Below are 15,290 nucleotides of genomic sequence, written 5' to 3'. Positions count from 1 at the left end.
CTTTTGTTCGCGACGCTCGTCGGGGCCACCAAGCGAAGCGCGGTAGAAAAAGCAAATGTCGTGAAAAAAGGACTCTCTCCCTGCTATGATGGTGATTGGCAAACCAACCGAAAACAGGAGGGAGAGAGTCCATGAAACATCTTACCACAGAATAGCCTTTATTAAAAGAGCTGGAGGAGCAATTCGTCAGAACTCTTCAAAAGGTGTTCGCTGTCTTGTTGGCCGCTCTTTTGGAGGAGATCGATCCACAACTGGCGGAAGCGCGGGACAAGCGCCGGCATCAGCTGAAAGACAAACGGCCGACTACGATCCAAACGCTGTTTGGAGAAGTGACGTTTCGACGGAACTACTACTATGACCGGCAAACGGGGAACTATACCTTCTTGCTGGATGCCGAATTAGGCTTTGATGGGGCCCGATCGATCAGTCCTTGCCTCGAGGAAACGGCGGTCGAGTTGGCCGTAGAGTGCTCTTCCTACCGCAAAGCGGCTCGCACACTCGAGTCGATCGTAGGGTATGCGGTCATGAGCCACGAGGCGATTCGCCAACTGGTGCTGGAGGCCCCTGTCTCGCTGCACCACCCTGTTTCCAAACGGCACGGCCGAGTGCTGTTTGTGGAGGCGGATGGGCTGTTCATTTCCCGCCAGGGGAAAGGGAAACGGGCGAAAGAAGAGAAAATCCTGGCGATTCACGAGGGATGGAAACGAAACGGTTCGCAGCTTGAGCTGGTAAACCGGCGCCACTACCTCCATGAAGGGGCGGGAGACGTGTGGGAACGGTTTGAAGAGTGGCTGATGAACGAATATGCCTATGATCCGTGCCGGGACCTTTTGATCATCAACGGCGACGCGGCGTCGTGGATCACGGCCTGCCGGGAGTATTTTGGGAAGCGGGCGTGCTTTCAGCTGGATCGATTTCATGTGGCGCGGGAGCTGCGTCAGTGTCTGTCCGGCCATCCGCGTTGGCGGGAGGTGCGGAAGAAGCTGGCGAAACAAGACGAAGAGGGGCTTCTGGTGGAGCTGAACAGCGCGGTCGGCACGTTGGAGGACGAAGCGAAAGAGAAGCAGATGGCTGCCATGATCCGCCGGATCGAGTCGATGCCGGGATGCATCCGGGACTATCGGGAGTGGCTGTCGGAGCAAGGGGTGGAGACGACCGGCATGCGTCCGATGGGCCACGCCGAGAGCGTGATGAGCCGGTTTGCGCATCGGGTGAAATCCCGCCGCAGCTGGAAAGACCAAGGGCTTCGGGCGTTTCTGAGGGCGATGGCGGCCCGAATCGACGGGATCGGGTGGAGAAAGGGACGGTGGGAGGAGCAAGAGCCCCAGTCGGCCGTCTCGGCCTCAACAAAGTCCAAGCGGATCGAACAGGCCAAACGGAAGGCCGGACGGTTATGGGCAGATGTGGTGCGTCAGAATCTACCGTGTCTGCAGCGGTCATCCGGGACGCCGATCCATCAAGCGTTGTCGGCGCTCCGGGATGGTGGTTGGGTGTAAAAAAATGGAATATCGTATCATCGCCTCAAGATGAGGGATGAGAGTCCGAAAGCGCTTACGATATTAATTCCTGAAAATGGTTCGCTAACTAGTGATTGACAACGCCCGTAGTGAACCGAAAAAATGTTCTCCACAAAGTCTTGACTGACTCCGTGAGCGGAAACACGGTGTTCGTTCGATGGGAGTGAATGACATCTTCCTGAAAAATCAAACGGGTTGCGACCCGGAACAGATGGATGAATGGCGCTGTTTTGCCCTCACGGCCGGATAAACACTTCCGTTCCGTTCGGGACGATGGAGGCGAGCTCGAGCACGTCTTTGTTATGCATGCGGATGCAGCCTTTGGATACGTATTTGCCGATCGAGGACGGATCGTTCGTGCCGTGGATGCCGTAATGGATTTTGGATAAACTGAGCCACATCGCGCCGAACGGCCCGCCTGGGTTCGGCTGGCGGTTGACGATGACAAAGTCGCCGACGGGTGTGGCGGTGACCATTTTGCCGACGCCGATCGGATACGTGCGGATCGTTCGTCCCCGGTGTTTTAACGTCAGCTGGCGGCGGCTGATCGAGATGTGGATCGTGTAGGGAATCGATCCTTTCGGCGGAAGGTGGGGGATGACGATCTCCTGCCCGGGAAAGATGACGGACGCGGCGGTCAAACCATTGGCGCGAAGGAGCGCCTCAACAGATGTGCGGTAGTCGCGGGCGATGGAGGCGATCGTTTCCCCGCGTTTGACGATATGTTTGTACATGGCATTTCGCTCCTTTTTTTCGCTGGATGGAGAAAACAGCTCCGATTGATGATACATTAGTGTATGAGAAGATTCGAATAAGGTTGCTCAAATAGGAAGAGAGTCTCATGCGCATGGCATGTGAATACGGTGCGGCCGCCAGTCGCATGAACGCGCTGTGCGTTAGTCTATACTTGACAGGGAGCGTTGCCTAACGGGTGTTTCTTGTCAAAACGTGTAGGTGAAAAAGGAGGATGGCGCGAATGAGAACGTTTGTCCTAAAACCGGAAGGACAGAAGGTTGATTATGAGCTGTATGCCGAGCTCTCCCCTGTCCCGCTTGAGATCATTGACGGCGATCTCTTTTTTACGAAAGAGGAGCGGGAAAACTTGCTTAAGCTGTTGATATACAATGTCGGCATTAATCGGACGCTTGAGATCATCGAGGAATGGAAGGAGCGGTGAAAGCGGCGCCCATTCGATATCGGGGCCGCATCGATGTTGGGGGTTACGGGCGGTAAGGGAACAAAATGTTCTTTTCCCCTTTTTCTTTGGCGACGAAGACGTCTTGATGGATTTCGAACACGCCAAAAACGCTATGGAACGTCTGAATGACGCGGACGCGATACACGTCGTGAAGCGGTTTGTCCTCATCAGACATCGACCATGACGACAGTTTTTCCACCTCATCGATGCGGTAGTCGAACGTCTCGACGCCGAAGTCTTGCATAAAGACGTGGGCGCGGCGCTGGATGTAGACGTCTTTTGGGAATTTCTTTTTCATAAGCGGGTGAAACAGCTCCCAAGAGCTGCCAAAATCCCCTGCCTGCTCGTAGCGGTAAAACGTGTCCACGATTTCCTTTGCCTCGTTCCGTTCGTTCGAAAGAAACAGAGACAAGATCGCCACCAACACGGCGACGGCAGTGAGAACCGCCACCCCAGTCCTGGCTCGGATCGTCTTTTGGCGGTAGCGTGGGAACATGGGGTCTCCTCTCCTCTCTGTTATACCATATGCACGATGGGCGGCGGATATGGGCAGGGAAAGGGCGGAAGCGCCGTGGCATGTGTCACAGGATAGACATACGGCCGCATTTTTTAGTCAAAAAATTCATCAGAGTGTAGTAAAATGGATGGCAGGGGTTGTTGGAAATGATGCACTAGCGTGAGAAACGGTGGTTTGTCCTATTTGGAGGAGGATGGAAAGGCGGAGCGTCAATCGGCTCCGTTTTTCCTTTGCCGTTCCGCTGAAAATCGAACAGGCAGGAGAGGTAGAGAAAGATGAGGAAGTCATTTACGTATGTGCTGTTAGTGGCGATTATGGTGGCGTGGGGATTGAATGTGACGGCGTTGAAAATTTTGGTCGAGCATTTTTCGCCCGTCGCGTTGACGGCGTTGCGCATTTTAACGGCCGGGTTGGTCGTGCTTTTGTTTTTATGGGGGATCGGCAAGCTGGAAAGAGTCAGTTGGAAGGAGGCGAAACAGATTGGCGTGGCCGCATTGTTCAGTGTTGTGGCCCATCATTTCTTTTTGGCAGTAGGACTGACCAGAACAACGGCGGTGAATGCGGGTCTTGTGCTGGGGCTCGTCCCGCTTGTGACGGCGCTGTTGGCGATCGTGTTTTTGGGGCAGCGGCCGACGTTGTTTCGTTTGCTTGGCATCGCGCTCGGGTTTTTTGGCGTCGTGTTTGTCGTCGCGAACGGCGACGGCGGCCTCGGCCATTTGTCAATCGGGGATGTGTACATCTTTTTGGCCGTCTTGGCGCAAGGGATCAGCTTCATTATGATCAAAAAGGCGACGGTCGAGGCGCGGGTGATGACAGGGTGGATGCTCGTCTTCGGGTCGCTTTGGCTGTTTGTCTTAAGCCTTGTGCTCGAGCCGAGCGGCCTATCGAGTTTGAAAGAGGGCACGCTTCCGCTTTGGATGATTTTCCTTGCTTCGGCGGTCGTCGCGACGGCACTTGGCCATATGTTTTACAATCAGGCTGTGCAGCATCTCGGGCCCGCCGAGTCAGCGGTGTTCATTAATTTGAATCCGCTCTTTTCGTTGCTTGGGGCGCATTGGCTGCTTGGTGAGCCGATTTCATGGATGCAGCTGGCTGGTTTTCTCTTCATCGTCGCGGGCGTGATGTTCGGCAGCGGGGGGATGGATGACGTGATCGCCCGTTTCCGCCGGGCGAAAGTGGCGGCTGGGGGAAGGAAGGTGGGGATGTAGTAGCCTTGGAATCCCCTACTTCTAGGCCTTGCGTGCAAGTGGCGAAACATTCATATACAGGAATGGAGGGGGCTTCACATTGCGGTCGGCGTCTTGGCTGTCTCTTTTTTGAAGAGGGACGGCCATTTTTTTTACCATGGACAGGATTTTGCCTGATGATGTCGAAAAGTTGATGGGCTTTTTTGAAACGTATGTGAAGCTGTCCGATGAAGAAGAACAACAGCTCCGAAGCGAGGTGGAACAAATGGAGACGAAAGAAAAAGAACGCGTGCTGGAATTGATCATTTCGTACGAGCAAAAGGGAAAAATTCAAGGCCGAAAGGAAGGACGGGAGGAAGGGCGCAAAGAGGGAGCGGAACAAGAAAAACGGCACATTGCGAAACGGATGTTGATGAAAGGGTTTGATGCGCAGACGATTCACGAACTGACCGGATTGCCTGTGACGGAGATTGAGGAAATGAAACAAGGCGGCTTCAAGTGAATGGAAATGAATCGCCACACGCCGCTCATAAAACAGGCGGGGCAAAAGGCCAGCCCCGCCCTAGCGCTTCTGTTTCGCTGCGGTTGATTCCCGTTTGATCAGTTTTGTGGACAGCAGCACCTCTTGGAACGGTTCGTTCGGGTTGTCCCACCGCCATCGCAGCAATTCCACCGCTCGTTTGCCGTAGCGCTTCAGGTCGATGTCGACGGTTGTGATTTTCGGCGTCGCGATTTGCGACAGCTGCCCGTTGTCAAAGCTGCAGACGGAAACGTCATCGGGCACTTTTAGCCCGTATTGCTGCAGGCCGGTGCTGACGAAAAAGCCAAGCCCGTCATTGACGCAAAACCAGGCGGTCGGCTGCCGCTTCAGCTCGCGGATGTAGCCTGCGATGACCGTTTCGTCCTCTTGCGCCTGGCAGAACATCCACTCCTCGTTCGGTTTCACTCCGTAGTCTTTCAGCGCCAATAAGTACCCTTCATACCGCTCTTGATAGCTCGGCGAATAGTGGACGTCGCCGACAAACGCGATGTCGGTATGGTGGAGCTCCAACAAATGCTGGACGGCCACATACGCCCCGAACCGATTGTTGGTCAGCACCGCATCGGTATTGACTGGCTCGGCTCGCCCATCTTAGCCCCGCTCGTCATTGCGCTCATGATGGCGTGGAAGTTTGTCGGATATTATGCGCTGCTGTTTTTGTCCGGCTTGGAAAGCATCCCGAAAGAAGTGTATGAAGCGGCGGAAATTGACGGGGCGGTCGGCTGGAAGCGGGTTTGGCACGTGACGATTCCGATGCTGTATCCTTCGTTTTATACCGTGACGATTTTGGCGGTCGGCTTGATGTTTGGCATTTTCACCGAACCGTATGTGCTGACGGGCGGCGGGCCGGAGTATGCGACCCATACGTGGCAGCTCGAGATTTACAACCAAGCGTTTGAAAAATTGAATGCGGGTTACGGAACCGCGGTCGCGATCATTAATTCGATCGTCACCTTTGCGTCGATTTTCGTCTTTCGCAAGGTGTTGGAAAAATGGGGTGGCAAACATGGCTGGGAGTAAAACATGGAAGGTCGGACTGCTTTATGTTTTGGCGTTTGCTGTTTTGTTCGTCATGGTGTTTCCGTATTTGTATATGGTGTTAGGCTCTCTTGCCCCATGGAATGAGGTCGACCGAAAGCTCATCCCGTCGTCATTGACGCTTCGCTCGTATGAATGGCTGTTTCAAGGCGGCGAAGATGTCGTGCCGCGGCCGTGGCTTCGGGCGTTTTTCAACAGTTTGCTCGTCACGTCGGCGTCAACGCTGCTCATGCTTGTGACGGCCGTGATGGTTGGATATGCGTTGTCGAAAGTGAAATTTAAAGGGAGACAATGGGTCAACAACGCGATTTTGTTTCAAATGTTTTATCCATCGATCATTTTGCTTATTCCACTGTTCCTGATCGTCCGGTATTTCGGCTGGTACAACACGTATTGGGCGATGATCTTGCCGAAGGCCGTCAACTTGTGGGCCATCTTTATGTACACGAACTTTTTCCGCAGCATTCCCGATGAATTGATCGAAGCGGCAAAGATGGATGGAGCGGGCCATTTCACCATCATTCGCCGCATTGTCTGGCCGATGTCGCGCTCGATTACGACGATCATTTTCTTGTTCCTTTTTATGGAACGATGGGTGGAACTGCTTTGGGATATGCTTGTTGTGAATAACGAAAAGATGTTGACGTTAAACGTGTTGTTGGCGCAAATGTTTGGACCGTACGGCGGATATCCGGGGCCGATGTACGCAGCCTCAGTGCTTCTCACGCTGCCGATTTTGATTTTGTTCATTTTGTTTAGCAAGAATTTTAAAGAAGGCATGCAGTTCATATTAAAATAATAAAAACATCATGATGGAAGAGGGAGCAGGGAGAGACGTTATGCAGACAAGGACGCCGACGATGAAAACATGCCAGACACTGCTTGAGGAATTTCAGCGTGCTCCTCAGCCGCTTCGGGTGGAGAAGCTCGTGTTTGCCGGCGTTGGGGGGCGGGACGTGTACAACATTTCCGCGCCGTTTGAAGACGATGGCGAGTGGGTCATTGCCGGACGGGTGGAGGCAAGAGACAGCGAGCAATCAGAAGTATACTTTTTCGTCGAGCGTGAAGGGACATGGGTGCCGCGGGAAGGGGCGCCGGTGTTTGCTTTGCAGGATCCGTTTGTTTCGCGGGTGCACGGGCATCTCGTGTTTGGCGGCGTGGAGACGTTTCCGCATCCTGTGCTTCACGGGAAGCTGTATTGGCGGACGGTGTTTTACCGCGGAAAAACGATCAATGAATTGGCGCATTTTTTCACCGGTCCCGACGGGATGAAAGACATTCGTCTTGTCGAGCTGCGGGATGGGTCGGTTGGGGTCTTCACCCGTCCGCAAGGGGAAAAAGGCGGACGCGGAAAAATCGGCTTCACCCGCATCGGTGCGCTCGATGAGTTGACGGTGGAGGCGATTGAGAATGCCCCATTGATTGACGGCCAATTTGCCGATGAAGAATGGGGAGGCGCCAACGAAGTGCATTTGCTTGGCAATGGGCTCGTCGGCGTCTTGGGCCATATCGCTTGTTTCGATCAGGAGCGGAACCGTCATTATTATCCGATGGTGTTTGCGTTCAATCCAGATACGGGGGAAGCGTCGGACATGGAGTTGATCGCCACAAGAGCCCATTTCCTCGATGGCCCGGCGAAGCGTCCGGATTTGGCGGATGTCGTGTTTAGCGGCGGACTGATTCGCAAAGGGGACGGCACGGCCGATTTTTACGCTGGAACAAGTGACGCAGAAGCGCAAAAACTAACAATCGTTGATCCATTTACGAAATACGAAAGGCAGGGGTGACGATGCACCTTTACCGCTATGAAGAGAACCCGCTCATTACGCCGAACGATGTGCCGCCGTATCACGACGGGTTTGAAGTGATCGGGGCGTTTAACGCCGGGGTGGCGACGTTCCAAGGGGAGGTGTTGCTGCTGCTTCGGGTGGCGGAGCGCCCCGTGTCGGATGACCCGAATATCGTGAAAGCGCCGGTATGGAATCCAAAGACGGGGAAGGTCGAGGTTTACGAATTTCGCCAAGACGATCCGCGCTACGATTTTTCCGACCCGCGCGTTATTAAAGAGGCGGGGGCGGAGCGGTTCGCCTATTTGACGTCGCTCTCCTATTTGCGCCTCGCCCGGAGTCAAGACGGGCGGCGGTTTACGATCGACGACCGCCCGTTCGTCTATCCATCGAATGAGCTCGAGACATTCGGTATTGAAGATCCGCGCATTACGTACATTGACGGCACGTATTACATTTATTTCAGCGCCGTCTCACCAAAAGGAGTCGGCGAGGCGATGGTGTCAACAACGGATTTCCGGACGGTGACGCACCACGGTATGATTTTCGCGCCGGAAAACAAAGATGTGCTCATTTTTCCGGAGAAGATCAACGGCAAATATTATGCTCTCCATCGCCCAGTGCCGCGAAGCAACGGCCGCCCCGAGGTGTGGATCGCGGAGTCGGAGAATCTGCTTCATTGGGGGAATCACCGCTTTTTGTTCGGTCTGCGCGAAGGAAAGTGGGACAGCGCCCGCATCGGCGGCGGGGCGGTGCCGATCAAAACGGAGCACGGCTGGCTTGAGTTGTACCACGGCGCGTCGGATGACCACCGCTATTGCATGGGGGCGGTGCTGCTCGATTTGAACGATCCGGCAAAAGTCATCGCCCGCTCGGAGCGGCCGCTTGTTGAGCCGGAAGCGGACTATGAGGTGAACGGCTTTTTCGGCCGCGTCGTGTTTTCATGCGGGGCGATTGTTGACGGTGATATTGTGAAAATGTATTACGGCGCCGCCGATACGTCGATGGCGTGCGTCGAGCTGAAGCTGGACGAGATTTTGGATTCGCTTGTGAAAGTATGAAAGCGAAATTGCCCGCACGTTGCGGTGTAAGAACGGAAACGCCTGGATGGCCGGGCGTTTCTTTTTTGGTTTGCCGCGAACATACCGTGAGCGCAGGTGGGAGAGCGTTCAACGTTCATTGCGTCGTTTCGTTTCTTTTCCGTTCAACAGGATTTGGTATAATAAAAACAACGCCGATTCATCGGTCAGGTTGGCAGAGCGGTTTGCGGCTGGGCAATGAAAGACACTGGCCATGACTCGAAAGAACAGATGATCATCGGATAGAGGAGGAACCATCGGAGATGAAAAAAGTACGCAAAGCGATCATTCCGGCGGCCGGGCTTGGGACGCGGTTTTTGCCGGCGACGAAGGCAATGCCGAAGGAGATGCTTCCGATCGTTGATAAGCCGACGATTCAATATATTGTTGAAGAGGCGATGGCATCAGGCATTGAGGACATCATCATCGTCACCGGGAAAGGGAAGCGGGCGATTGAAGACCATTTTGACTACGCGTTTGAGCTCGAGCAGCTGCTGAAGCAAAAAGGAAAATTGGACTTGCTTGAGAAAGTAAAAGAGCCATCAAAAGTGGACATCCACTACATTCGCCAAAAAGAGCCGAAAGGGCTGGGGCATGCGGTTTGGTGCGCGCGCAATTTCATTGGAGACGAGCCGTTTGCGGTGTTGTTGGGCGATGATATCGTCCAGGCGGAAAAGCCTTGTTTAAAGCAGCTCATTGAGCAGTATGAACAAACGTTCAGCTCGGTGATCGGCGTCAAGCGCGTGCCGGAGGAAGAAACGCATCGCTACGGGATCATCGACCCGCTCGAGCAGCAAGGCCGGCGCTACCAAGTGCGCCGCTTCGTGGAAAAACCAGCTCCAGGAACGGCGCCGTCGAACTTGGCGATCGTCGGCCGCTACGTGTTGACGCCGGAAATTTTCTTGTTTTTAGAGAAACAGGAAGCCGGCGCGGGCGGGGAGATTCAGCTCACCGATGCGATCGGGCGGCTGAATGAAATTCAGCGCGTGTTTGCCTATGAATTTGAAGGAAAGCGGTACGATGTCGGCGAAAAGCTCGGCTTTATCGAAACGACGATTGAGTTTGCCTTGCAAAACGAGGAGTTGCGGGATGACTTGCTTTCGTTTTTGGAGCGGGTGGTGGCAGAGGCGAAGGGATCGAAGAGCAGCTAATCAAAGATAAGTCGTTCGTGTTGAAATGCTCTTAATGACTGTTAGTCGTTTTTTAGAGGATGGAGACAAAAAAGGAGGGTAGGATGTGGCGCGCATACGGATTGAACATTTTGGTCCTGTGAAGCTGTTTGATGAGGAGATCACGGATGTTACCGTTTTGATTGGCCCCCAAGCGAGCGGAAAAAGTACGATCAGCAAATTGATTTTTTTCTTTCAATCGATTCCTGATGAGTGGGTAAACTATTTGCTTTCAGTACGTCAAACGGAAGAAAACAACCCATTTTTTGAGTTCAATAAACGTCTTCGGAGAAAATTTGTTGGGTACTTTGGCACAACCAAACATATGAAACCGTTTCATATACGTTATGAGTATGATGTTGAAAAGTTTGTCCGTCTTGATTTAAAGGACGGTTATGTACAAATCCATTTCAGCGATCCGCTAAAACGGGAGATTCAGGAAAATTTTAAACATGTTGTGCAGATGAAAAAGGAAATGCAATACGAAGAACAACAGTTGGATGATTTTTGGAATGTCTCCTCGTGGAAAGTGCGTCAACAAAATGTGTTGGAAAAGGTCAAAGCAGCGATCGCTGAGGTATTCGGCGATTCCAAAACACCCATTTTTATCCCTGCAGGGAGGAGTTTAGTTGCCACATTGTCGGATCAGCTTCAGGATATTAACCCGCAGCAACTCGATGTGTTGACAGAACAGTTTATCGAGCGAATTAATCTGCTAAAGAAGATGTTTTCGCATTCGTTTGAGGAAATCATCGAAGATCGAAAAAAATTCTCGACAGAAAAAATTGACTTTGAGGCAATCCGACTGGCCATCAAGATGATCGAAGGCGTGATGAAAGGGAAATACATGTTCTCTGATTATGGGGAAAGGATTTTTTTTAATGAAAGAGAGTATACAAAACTGAAATTTTCATCTTCTGGACAACAGGAAGTCGTTTGGATTTTGCTGCTGATCTTTACAATCATCCTGGAACGGCAGCGAGTGTTTATGGTGATTGAAGAACCCGAGGCACACTTATATCCGAACGCACAAAAAGAAATGGTTGCCTTATTTGCGTTGTTGCTAAATGTGACGAATAGTACGCTAGTGATTACGACTCATAGCCCGTACATTTTGTCTGCTTTTAATATTTATTTGTACGCTGCCAAAATCGGAAACAAACTGGATCAACGTGCGCATCCAATTGTGGACCGAAAGCTGCGCCTTTCTCCAGAGCGGGTAAAGGCCTACATGCTGGAGAGTGAAGGAGGGAGATTCCGCTATCGAAGCATTATTGATAATGAATTACAGTTCATACAGGCCGAAGCGATCGATGAAGCATCATCTTCTATCAATCGTGTGCTGGATGAGCTTATGGAGGCGGAGGAAGAGGGAAAATAAACATGGCCTTTGCAGAGTGGGAACATTGTTTGCAATACTGTGATCATCGAAGGTTGGCTGTTGTTGAAGAAAATGGGAGGGGAGTCCGTTTCGTCAACAAGCAGCAAAAGCACGTCGCTTTGTACCGTGTGGATGATTGTTTGCTCATGGAGGGAAAGCGTTGTGATTTCTTATTTTTGGTGTTAGAAGAAAGCCGAGCGTTTTTTGTCGAGTTAAAAGGGTCTGATCTCGAGGAAGCTGTGCGACAAATAACGCGAACGGTAGAACAATTGGGCAAGAAGTTGTCTGGATATCGGTTTGAAGGACGAATTATCATGACGCGTGTGAGGACGCCCGCTGTAAAATCGACCTATAGGATCAAGCTGGAAAAAATGTTGAGAAAAACGGGCGGTTCGTTAGTGGTGAAAGTGAACTGGGACGAGGTAGAGGTGTAAAGGGAAGTAGGGAAACGGACCTGTGTTCCAAACAAAGCGAATTTACCTTCCAGTGGAGCGGGATGACGGCCTTCGCATTCTCATCGCCCCCCCCTTTGGCCGCGCGGGGTGTCAAAGGCCGGGGCGCGCATCGACCGCTGGATGAAGGATATCGCGCCAAGCCCTGAATTGCGGAAATGGTTTGGCCATCAGCCCGAGCGATTTGCCGAGTTTTCGCGAATGTATGAACAGGAGCTGGCGACGGATGCCACGAAGCAAGCGCTCGTGACAGAGCTGCTTTCGGGAACGGTGACGCTGTTGTATGCGACAAAAGACGAGCAGCATAACCATGCCGTCGTTCTTAGGGAGTTTTTGCGCAAAACCGCTAAGGAGGGGTTGGGATGATTCGTGCGATCGTCGGCGATTTGACAAAAATCGAAGGGGTCGAGTACATTTGCAATGCCGCCAACGGCATCGGGCCGATGGGCGGTGGGGTGGCAGCGGCGATCCGTCGGGCAGGCGGGCGCGTGATTGAAGAGGAAGCGATCCGCGTCTGTCAAGCGCAAGACCCTAAGCCCGGCGATTTGTACGTGACAGGGGCAGGCTCGCTGCCGTTTCGTGGGGTGATTCACTTAGTGACGATGAAGCAACCTGCAGGGGCGACGTCGTATGACATCGTCCGGGCGTGTCTTGAGCGGCTTGTCGCGCACTGTCGGGAGCACGGAATCAAGAAGGTGGCGCTGCCGGCGTTGGGGACAGGCGTCGGAAGGCTTGACAAAGAAAAAGTGGCGCAGTTGTTTGTCAAGGTGCTTGGTCCGGTCGAGGATGTGGAGTTTGTGGTGGTGGATATTGATCAAGCGTTTATCGATTTTGTCCAACAGCGCCAATAAAGGGAGAAAAAGGGCCTTGACTTCGTCTTGGTCCTTCTTTTTTTGGCAATGAATAACGTGTTTCCTTCTTTCTCATATCATATTATAATAGGAACACACGAATGAATGAGTTTCATTGACTTCCTGATCCGGCGACGGGGGGTGGCATCATCGTTGGTGTCCGAATGACGAAGCCGGTGTGAAAAGGGAGTGGGGTTTCCTGTTCGAACCGCGACCAGGAAAAACGGCCAAAACGCTTATGCAAGCGTTTTGGGCGCCATCCGGAGGGATGATTATGTTATTCCAAACGCCAACATTAAAGACATGTCAAGTATTAGTCGATGAATTCCGCCTGGCCCCACAGCCGTTTGAGCCGGAAAAGCTCCGCTTTGCGGGTGTCGGGGACCGGGACGTTTATAATATTTCCGCACCGTTTGTGGATGAAGGAGAATGGGTGATCGCTGGGCGCGTCGAGGCGCGCGACAGCGAGCAATCGGAAGTGTACTTTTTCGTCGAGCGCGACGGCGTTTGGGTTCCTCGTGAAGGGGCGCCGGTGTTCGCCTTGCAAGACCCGTTCGTGTCGCGGATTCACGGTCAGCTTGTGTTTGGCGGCGTGGAGACGTTTCCGCATCCGGTGTTTGTTGGCGAGCATAGCTGGCGGACGGTCTTTTACCGTGGACCGAACATTCGCCGCTTAGAAAAGTTTGCCGAAGGGCCGGATGGGATGAAAGACATTCGCCTCGTCGAGCTGAAAGATGGCTCGATCGGCGTGTTCACCCGGCCGCAAGGGGAAAAAGGCGGCCGCGGGAAAATCGGGTTCACCCGCATTTTCTCGCTCGATGAGTTGACGCCGGACGTGATCGAGGCCGCGCCGATTTTGGATGCCCAATTTACGGATGAAGAATGGGGCGGCGTGAACGAGGCGCATTTGCTTGCAAACGGGCTTGTTGGGGCGCTCGGCCATATCGCTTGCTTTGATGAGCAAGGCAACCGCCATTACTACCCGATGGTGTTCGTGTTGAATCCCGAGACGATGGAGCGTTCGGAGCTGGAATTGCTTGCGCTTCGCTCCCACTTTTTAGACGGGCCGGCGAAACGGCCGGATTTGGCGAACGTCGTTTTCAGCGGCGGACTCATCCGCAAAGGCGACGGCACGGCTGAGCTGTACGCCGGCGTTGGCGATGCCGAAGCGCAAAAAATTTCGCTCATCGACCCGTTTGCGAAATACGAAGCGCAAGAGCTCGATCGGATGTATGCTTCCGTTTAGCGAAAGGATCGGTGCGATAGACCTTCTCTTGATGGGGAAGGTTGGCGGCCGGTCCTTTTTCACATTTGGCCGGCCATGTTTCTTGCCTTGTGCGAAGGGCTTCGGTTTGACATAAACGTGACTTGTTTGCTCGATAGAGCACAATAGCCAGCAGCAGTCGGAGCTGCGTTGCTCTCCTAGGAGTCGGTCGGACGAAACCATTTTGGCGGATATGGATCCAAAACAGTGAAATAAACGAATGTTCGAATTGTATAAAACGGAAGATTTTGCATCCATATTCGCTGGCTTCAATCCATTGGACAGACTCCTAGGAGGCTGGTGAAAAACGACCGATTTCGCCGAACCCGTTGCTTTCTGATGGAAGAGAAGCGTTGATTTTAAAGGATTTCTCAATTTGAGAAACGAATCCGTTTTCCGCGACTTTTCAATAAATCAACAGCCTTCTAGGGAAGACCATTTTCCTCCTCCCATTGCCCCTTCCGAAGCAAGCCATCCGGTATACTGAGAAAAAAGGGAATGGGGAGGGGCCTTCGTTGTCTTTGCCGCTTGCTTCTGGTGTGTCGTATGAGCGCTATGGGGTCCTGTGTGAACAAAGTGATGATCGTTTAGAGTATATTGATGGAGCCGTGTATATGGCCCCGTCGCCAAGCGTTCGGCATCAGCTCATCTCGAGCCGGCTTCATTTTCAGTTCAGTTTGTTTTTTCGAGGAAAGCCGTGCTATATGTGTTGGCGGCGCCGCTTGATGTGGAGCTTGTCGATGAGCAAACAGAGGAACGACATGTGGTCGTTCCCGACTTGATGGTCATTGGCGGCGAAAAAGGGCTGGATGGAACGAAGTATATCGGAGTGCCGCCGCTGATCGTCGAGATTGTAAGTCCGTCGAACCAGGCGCATGATCTTGTCACCAAGTTCAATTTGTACATGGCGTGCGGCGTCCATGAATATTGGATTGTCAATCCGATGAAGCAGGCTGTGACGGTGTATGTGCTCAATGAGGAACGGCTGTATGAGCAGGCGGATGTTCAAGTGAAAATGGGAATGGCTCGCTCCGTGTATTTTTCGGGGGTTGCAATCGACATGGCCGAATTGTTTCGTTGACAAGATGCCGAGAGGACTGCTTGAAAGCGAACAGCGTGGGATCAATCCCACGCTGTTTCCGTGAAAATGCACGCGTCTTGATGGGTCATTTTCATGCCCGGATGAAGGGCAAAACGTTGCCCATGAGACTTTTCGATGAAAATACGCGCGCCTGAATTGGCCCTTTTCATTTTCATGGCTGGACAAAGAGCAACACTTGCTTATGGAGTTTTTCTGTGTCCAACAGGA

General features: G+C 52.7%; 13 protein-coding genes and 5 pseudogenes. 15 read left to right on the top strand and 3 right to left on the bottom strand.

Features of this window, described 5'->3' with window-relative positions; all coding sequences use genetic code 11:
* Nucleotides 1–170: 170 nt before the first annotated feature.
* Entirely contained in the window at nucleotides 171–1,496 is a 1,326-nt protein-coding gene (locus GC56T3_RS17095; protein ID WP_227456735.1) for an ISLre2 family transposase, read from the top strand.
* Between the two features lie 257 nt (nucleotides 1,497–1,753).
* On the opposite strand, the gene GC56T3_RS17090 is transcribed toward GC56T3_RS17095, so the two are convergent.
* Nucleotides 1,754–2,251 (bottom strand): L,D-transpeptidase family protein, encoded by a 498-nt coding sequence (locus GC56T3_RS17090; RefSeq protein ID WP_013146555.1) that lies wholly within the window; start codon nucleotides 2,249–2,251, stop codon nucleotides 1,754–1,756.
* Between the two features lie 242 nt (nucleotides 2,252–2,493).
* Between GC56T3_RS17090 and GC56T3_RS17085 the strand changes: the two genes are divergently transcribed.
* Entirely contained in the window at nucleotides 2,494–2,694 is a 201-nt protein-coding gene (locus GC56T3_RS17085) for a hypothetical protein (protein ID WP_011232749.1), read from the top strand.
* Nucleotides 2,695–2,737: 43 nt separating this feature from the next.
* Here GC56T3_RS17085 and GC56T3_RS17080 read toward each other — a convergent pair whose 3' ends face one another.
* Nucleotides 2,738–3,211, bottom strand: a complete 474-nt coding sequence (locus GC56T3_RS17080; RefSeq protein WP_013146554.1) for a hypothetical protein — start codon at nucleotides 3,209–3,211, stop codon at nucleotides 2,738–2,740.
* Nucleotides 3,212–3,507: 296 nt separating this feature from the next.
* Here GC56T3_RS17080 and GC56T3_RS17075 point away from each other — a divergent pair, with 296 nt between their 5' ends.
* Complete coding sequence (locus tag GC56T3_RS17075) at nucleotides 3,508–4,440, top strand: DMT family transporter (protein WP_013146553.1); 933 nt, start codon at nucleotides 3,508–3,510, stop codon at nucleotides 4,438–4,440.
* 169 nt (nucleotides 4,441–4,609) lie between these two features.
* Nucleotides 4,610–4,921: pseudogene (locus GC56T3_RS17070) on the top strand (DUF4351 domain-containing protein); the annotation flags it as partial.
* Nucleotides 4,922–4,981: 60 nt separating this feature from the next.
* On the opposite strand, the pseudogene GC56T3_RS17065 reads toward GC56T3_RS17070, so the two are convergent.
* Nucleotides 4,982–5,533, bottom strand: a pseudogene (locus tag GC56T3_RS17065) (substrate-binding domain-containing protein); the annotation flags it as partial.
* Here GC56T3_RS17065 and GC56T3_RS17060 point away from each other — a divergent pair.
* The 11 genes and pseudogenes from GC56T3_RS17060 to GC56T3_RS17010 form a co-directional block, all read left to right on the top strand.
* Nucleotides 5,522–5,980, top strand: a pseudogene (locus GC56T3_RS17060) (carbohydrate ABC transporter permease); the annotation flags it as partial. The pseudogenes GC56T3_RS17065 and GC56T3_RS17060 sit on opposite strands and share 12 nt — an antisense overlap.
* Entirely contained in the window at nucleotides 5,967–6,797 is an 831-nt protein-coding gene (locus tag GC56T3_RS17055; RefSeq protein ID WP_013146552.1) for a carbohydrate ABC transporter permease, read from the top strand. The pseudogene GC56T3_RS17060 and the gene GC56T3_RS17055, both read left to right, overlap by 14 nt.
* 40 nt (nucleotides 6,798–6,837) lie before the next feature.
* The gene (locus tag GC56T3_RS17050; RefSeq protein ID WP_013146551.1) at nucleotides 6,838–7,785 is read left to right on the top strand and encodes a DUF1861 family protein; all 948 of its coding nucleotides are present in this window, start codon (nucleotides 6,838–6,840) and stop codon (nucleotides 7,783–7,785) included.
* A gap of 2 nt (nucleotides 7,786–7,787) precedes the next feature.
* Nucleotides 7,788–8,846, top strand: a complete 1,059-nt coding sequence (locus tag GC56T3_RS17045) for a glycoside hydrolase family 130 protein (RefSeq protein WP_013146550.1) — start codon at nucleotides 7,788–7,790, stop codon at nucleotides 8,844–8,846.
* Nucleotides 8,847–9,127: 281 nt separating this feature from the next.
* The gene (gene galU, locus GC56T3_RS17040; protein WP_013146549.1) at nucleotides 9,128–10,015 is read left to right on the top strand and encodes a UTP--glucose-1-phosphate uridylyltransferase GalU; all 888 of its coding nucleotides are present in this window, start codon (nucleotides 9,128–9,130) and stop codon (nucleotides 10,013–10,015) included.
* An 85-nt stretch (nucleotides 10,016–10,100) separates the two neighbouring features.
* Entirely contained in the window at nucleotides 10,101–11,414 is a 1,314-nt protein-coding gene (locus tag GC56T3_RS17035; RefSeq protein ID WP_013146548.1) for an AAA family ATPase, read from the top strand.
* Nucleotides 11,415–11,416: 2 nt separating this feature from the next.
* Nucleotides 11,417–11,848, top strand: coding sequence for a hypothetical protein (locus tag GC56T3_RS17030; RefSeq protein WP_013146547.1), 432 nt, complete (start codon nucleotides 11,417–11,419; stop codon nucleotides 11,846–11,848).
* A gap of 22 nt (nucleotides 11,849–11,870) precedes the next feature.
* Nucleotides 11,871–12,232 (top strand): annotated as a pseudogene (locus tag GC56T3_RS17025) (DUF488 domain-containing protein).
* Nucleotides 12,229–12,717 carry a macro domain-containing protein gene (locus GC56T3_RS17020; protein WP_013146546.1) on the top strand — a complete coding sequence of 163 codons (489 nt, stop codon included), beginning with the start codon at nucleotides 12,229–12,231 and terminating at the stop codon, nucleotides 12,715–12,717. Before GC56T3_RS17025 ends, GC56T3_RS17020 begins: the two are co-directional and overlap by 4 nt.
* 274 nt (nucleotides 12,718–12,991) lie before the next feature.
* Nucleotides 12,992–13,963, top strand: a complete 972-nt coding sequence (locus GC56T3_RS17015; RefSeq protein WP_013146545.1) for a DUF1861 family protein — start codon at nucleotides 12,992–12,994, stop codon at nucleotides 13,961–13,963.
* A 533-nt stretch (nucleotides 13,964–14,496) separates the two neighbouring features.
* A pseudogene (locus GC56T3_RS17010) lies at nucleotides 14,497–15,062 on the top strand (Uma2 family endonuclease).
* Nucleotides 15,063–15,290 lie beyond the last annotated feature (228 nt).

Origin of the sequence: Geobacillus sp. C56-T3 (genome assembly GCF_000092445.1) — a bacterium.
Classification (GTDB): domain Bacteria; phylum Bacillota; class Bacilli; order Bacillales; family Anoxybacillaceae; genus Geobacillus; species Geobacillus thermoleovorans.
The sequence above is the reverse complement of the archived record's forward strand: the minus strand, read 5'-3'. Positions and strand labels throughout refer to the sequence as shown.

Coding starts and splice junctions, on each gene's coding strand:
- GC56T3_RS17080 (WP_013146554.1), bottom strand. CDS start 3,211: ATGTTCCCACGCTACCGCCAAAAGACGATCCGAGCCAGGACTGGGGTG.
- GC56T3_RS17045 (WP_013146550.1), top strand. CDS start 7,788: ATGCACCTTTACCGCTATGAAGAGAACCCGCTCATTACGCCGAACGAT.
- GC56T3_RS17055 (WP_013146552.1), top strand. CDS start 5,967: ATGGCTGGGAGTAAAACATGGAAGGTCGGACTGCTTTATGTTTTGGCG.
- GC56T3_RS17050 (WP_013146551.1), top strand. CDS start 6,838: ATGCAGACAAGGACGCCGACGATGAAAACATGCCAGACACTGCTTGAG.
- GC56T3_RS17075 (WP_013146553.1), top strand. CDS start 3,508: ATGAGGAAGTCATTTACGTATGTGCTGTTAGTGGCGATTATGGTGGCG.
- GC56T3_RS17090 (WP_013146555.1), bottom strand. CDS start 2,251: ATGTACAAACATATCGTCAAACGCGGGGAAACGATCGCCTCCATCGCC.
- GC56T3_RS17015 (WP_013146545.1), top strand. CDS start 12,992: ATGTTATTCCAAACGCCAACATTAAAGACATGTCAAGTATTAGTCGAT.
- GC56T3_RS17020 (WP_013146546.1), top strand. CDS start 12,229: ATGATTCGTGCGATCGTCGGCGATTTGACAAAAATCGAAGGGGTCGAG.
- galU (WP_013146549.1), top strand. CDS start 9,128: ATGAAAAAAGTACGCAAAGCGATCATTCCGGCGGCCGGGCTTGGGACG.
- GC56T3_RS17085 (WP_011232749.1), top strand. CDS start 2,494: ATGAGAACGTTTGTCCTAAAACCGGAAGGACAGAAGGTTGATTATGAG.
- GC56T3_RS17030 (WP_013146547.1), top strand. CDS start 11,417: ATGGCCTTTGCAGAGTGGGAACATTGTTTGCAATACTGTGATCATCGA.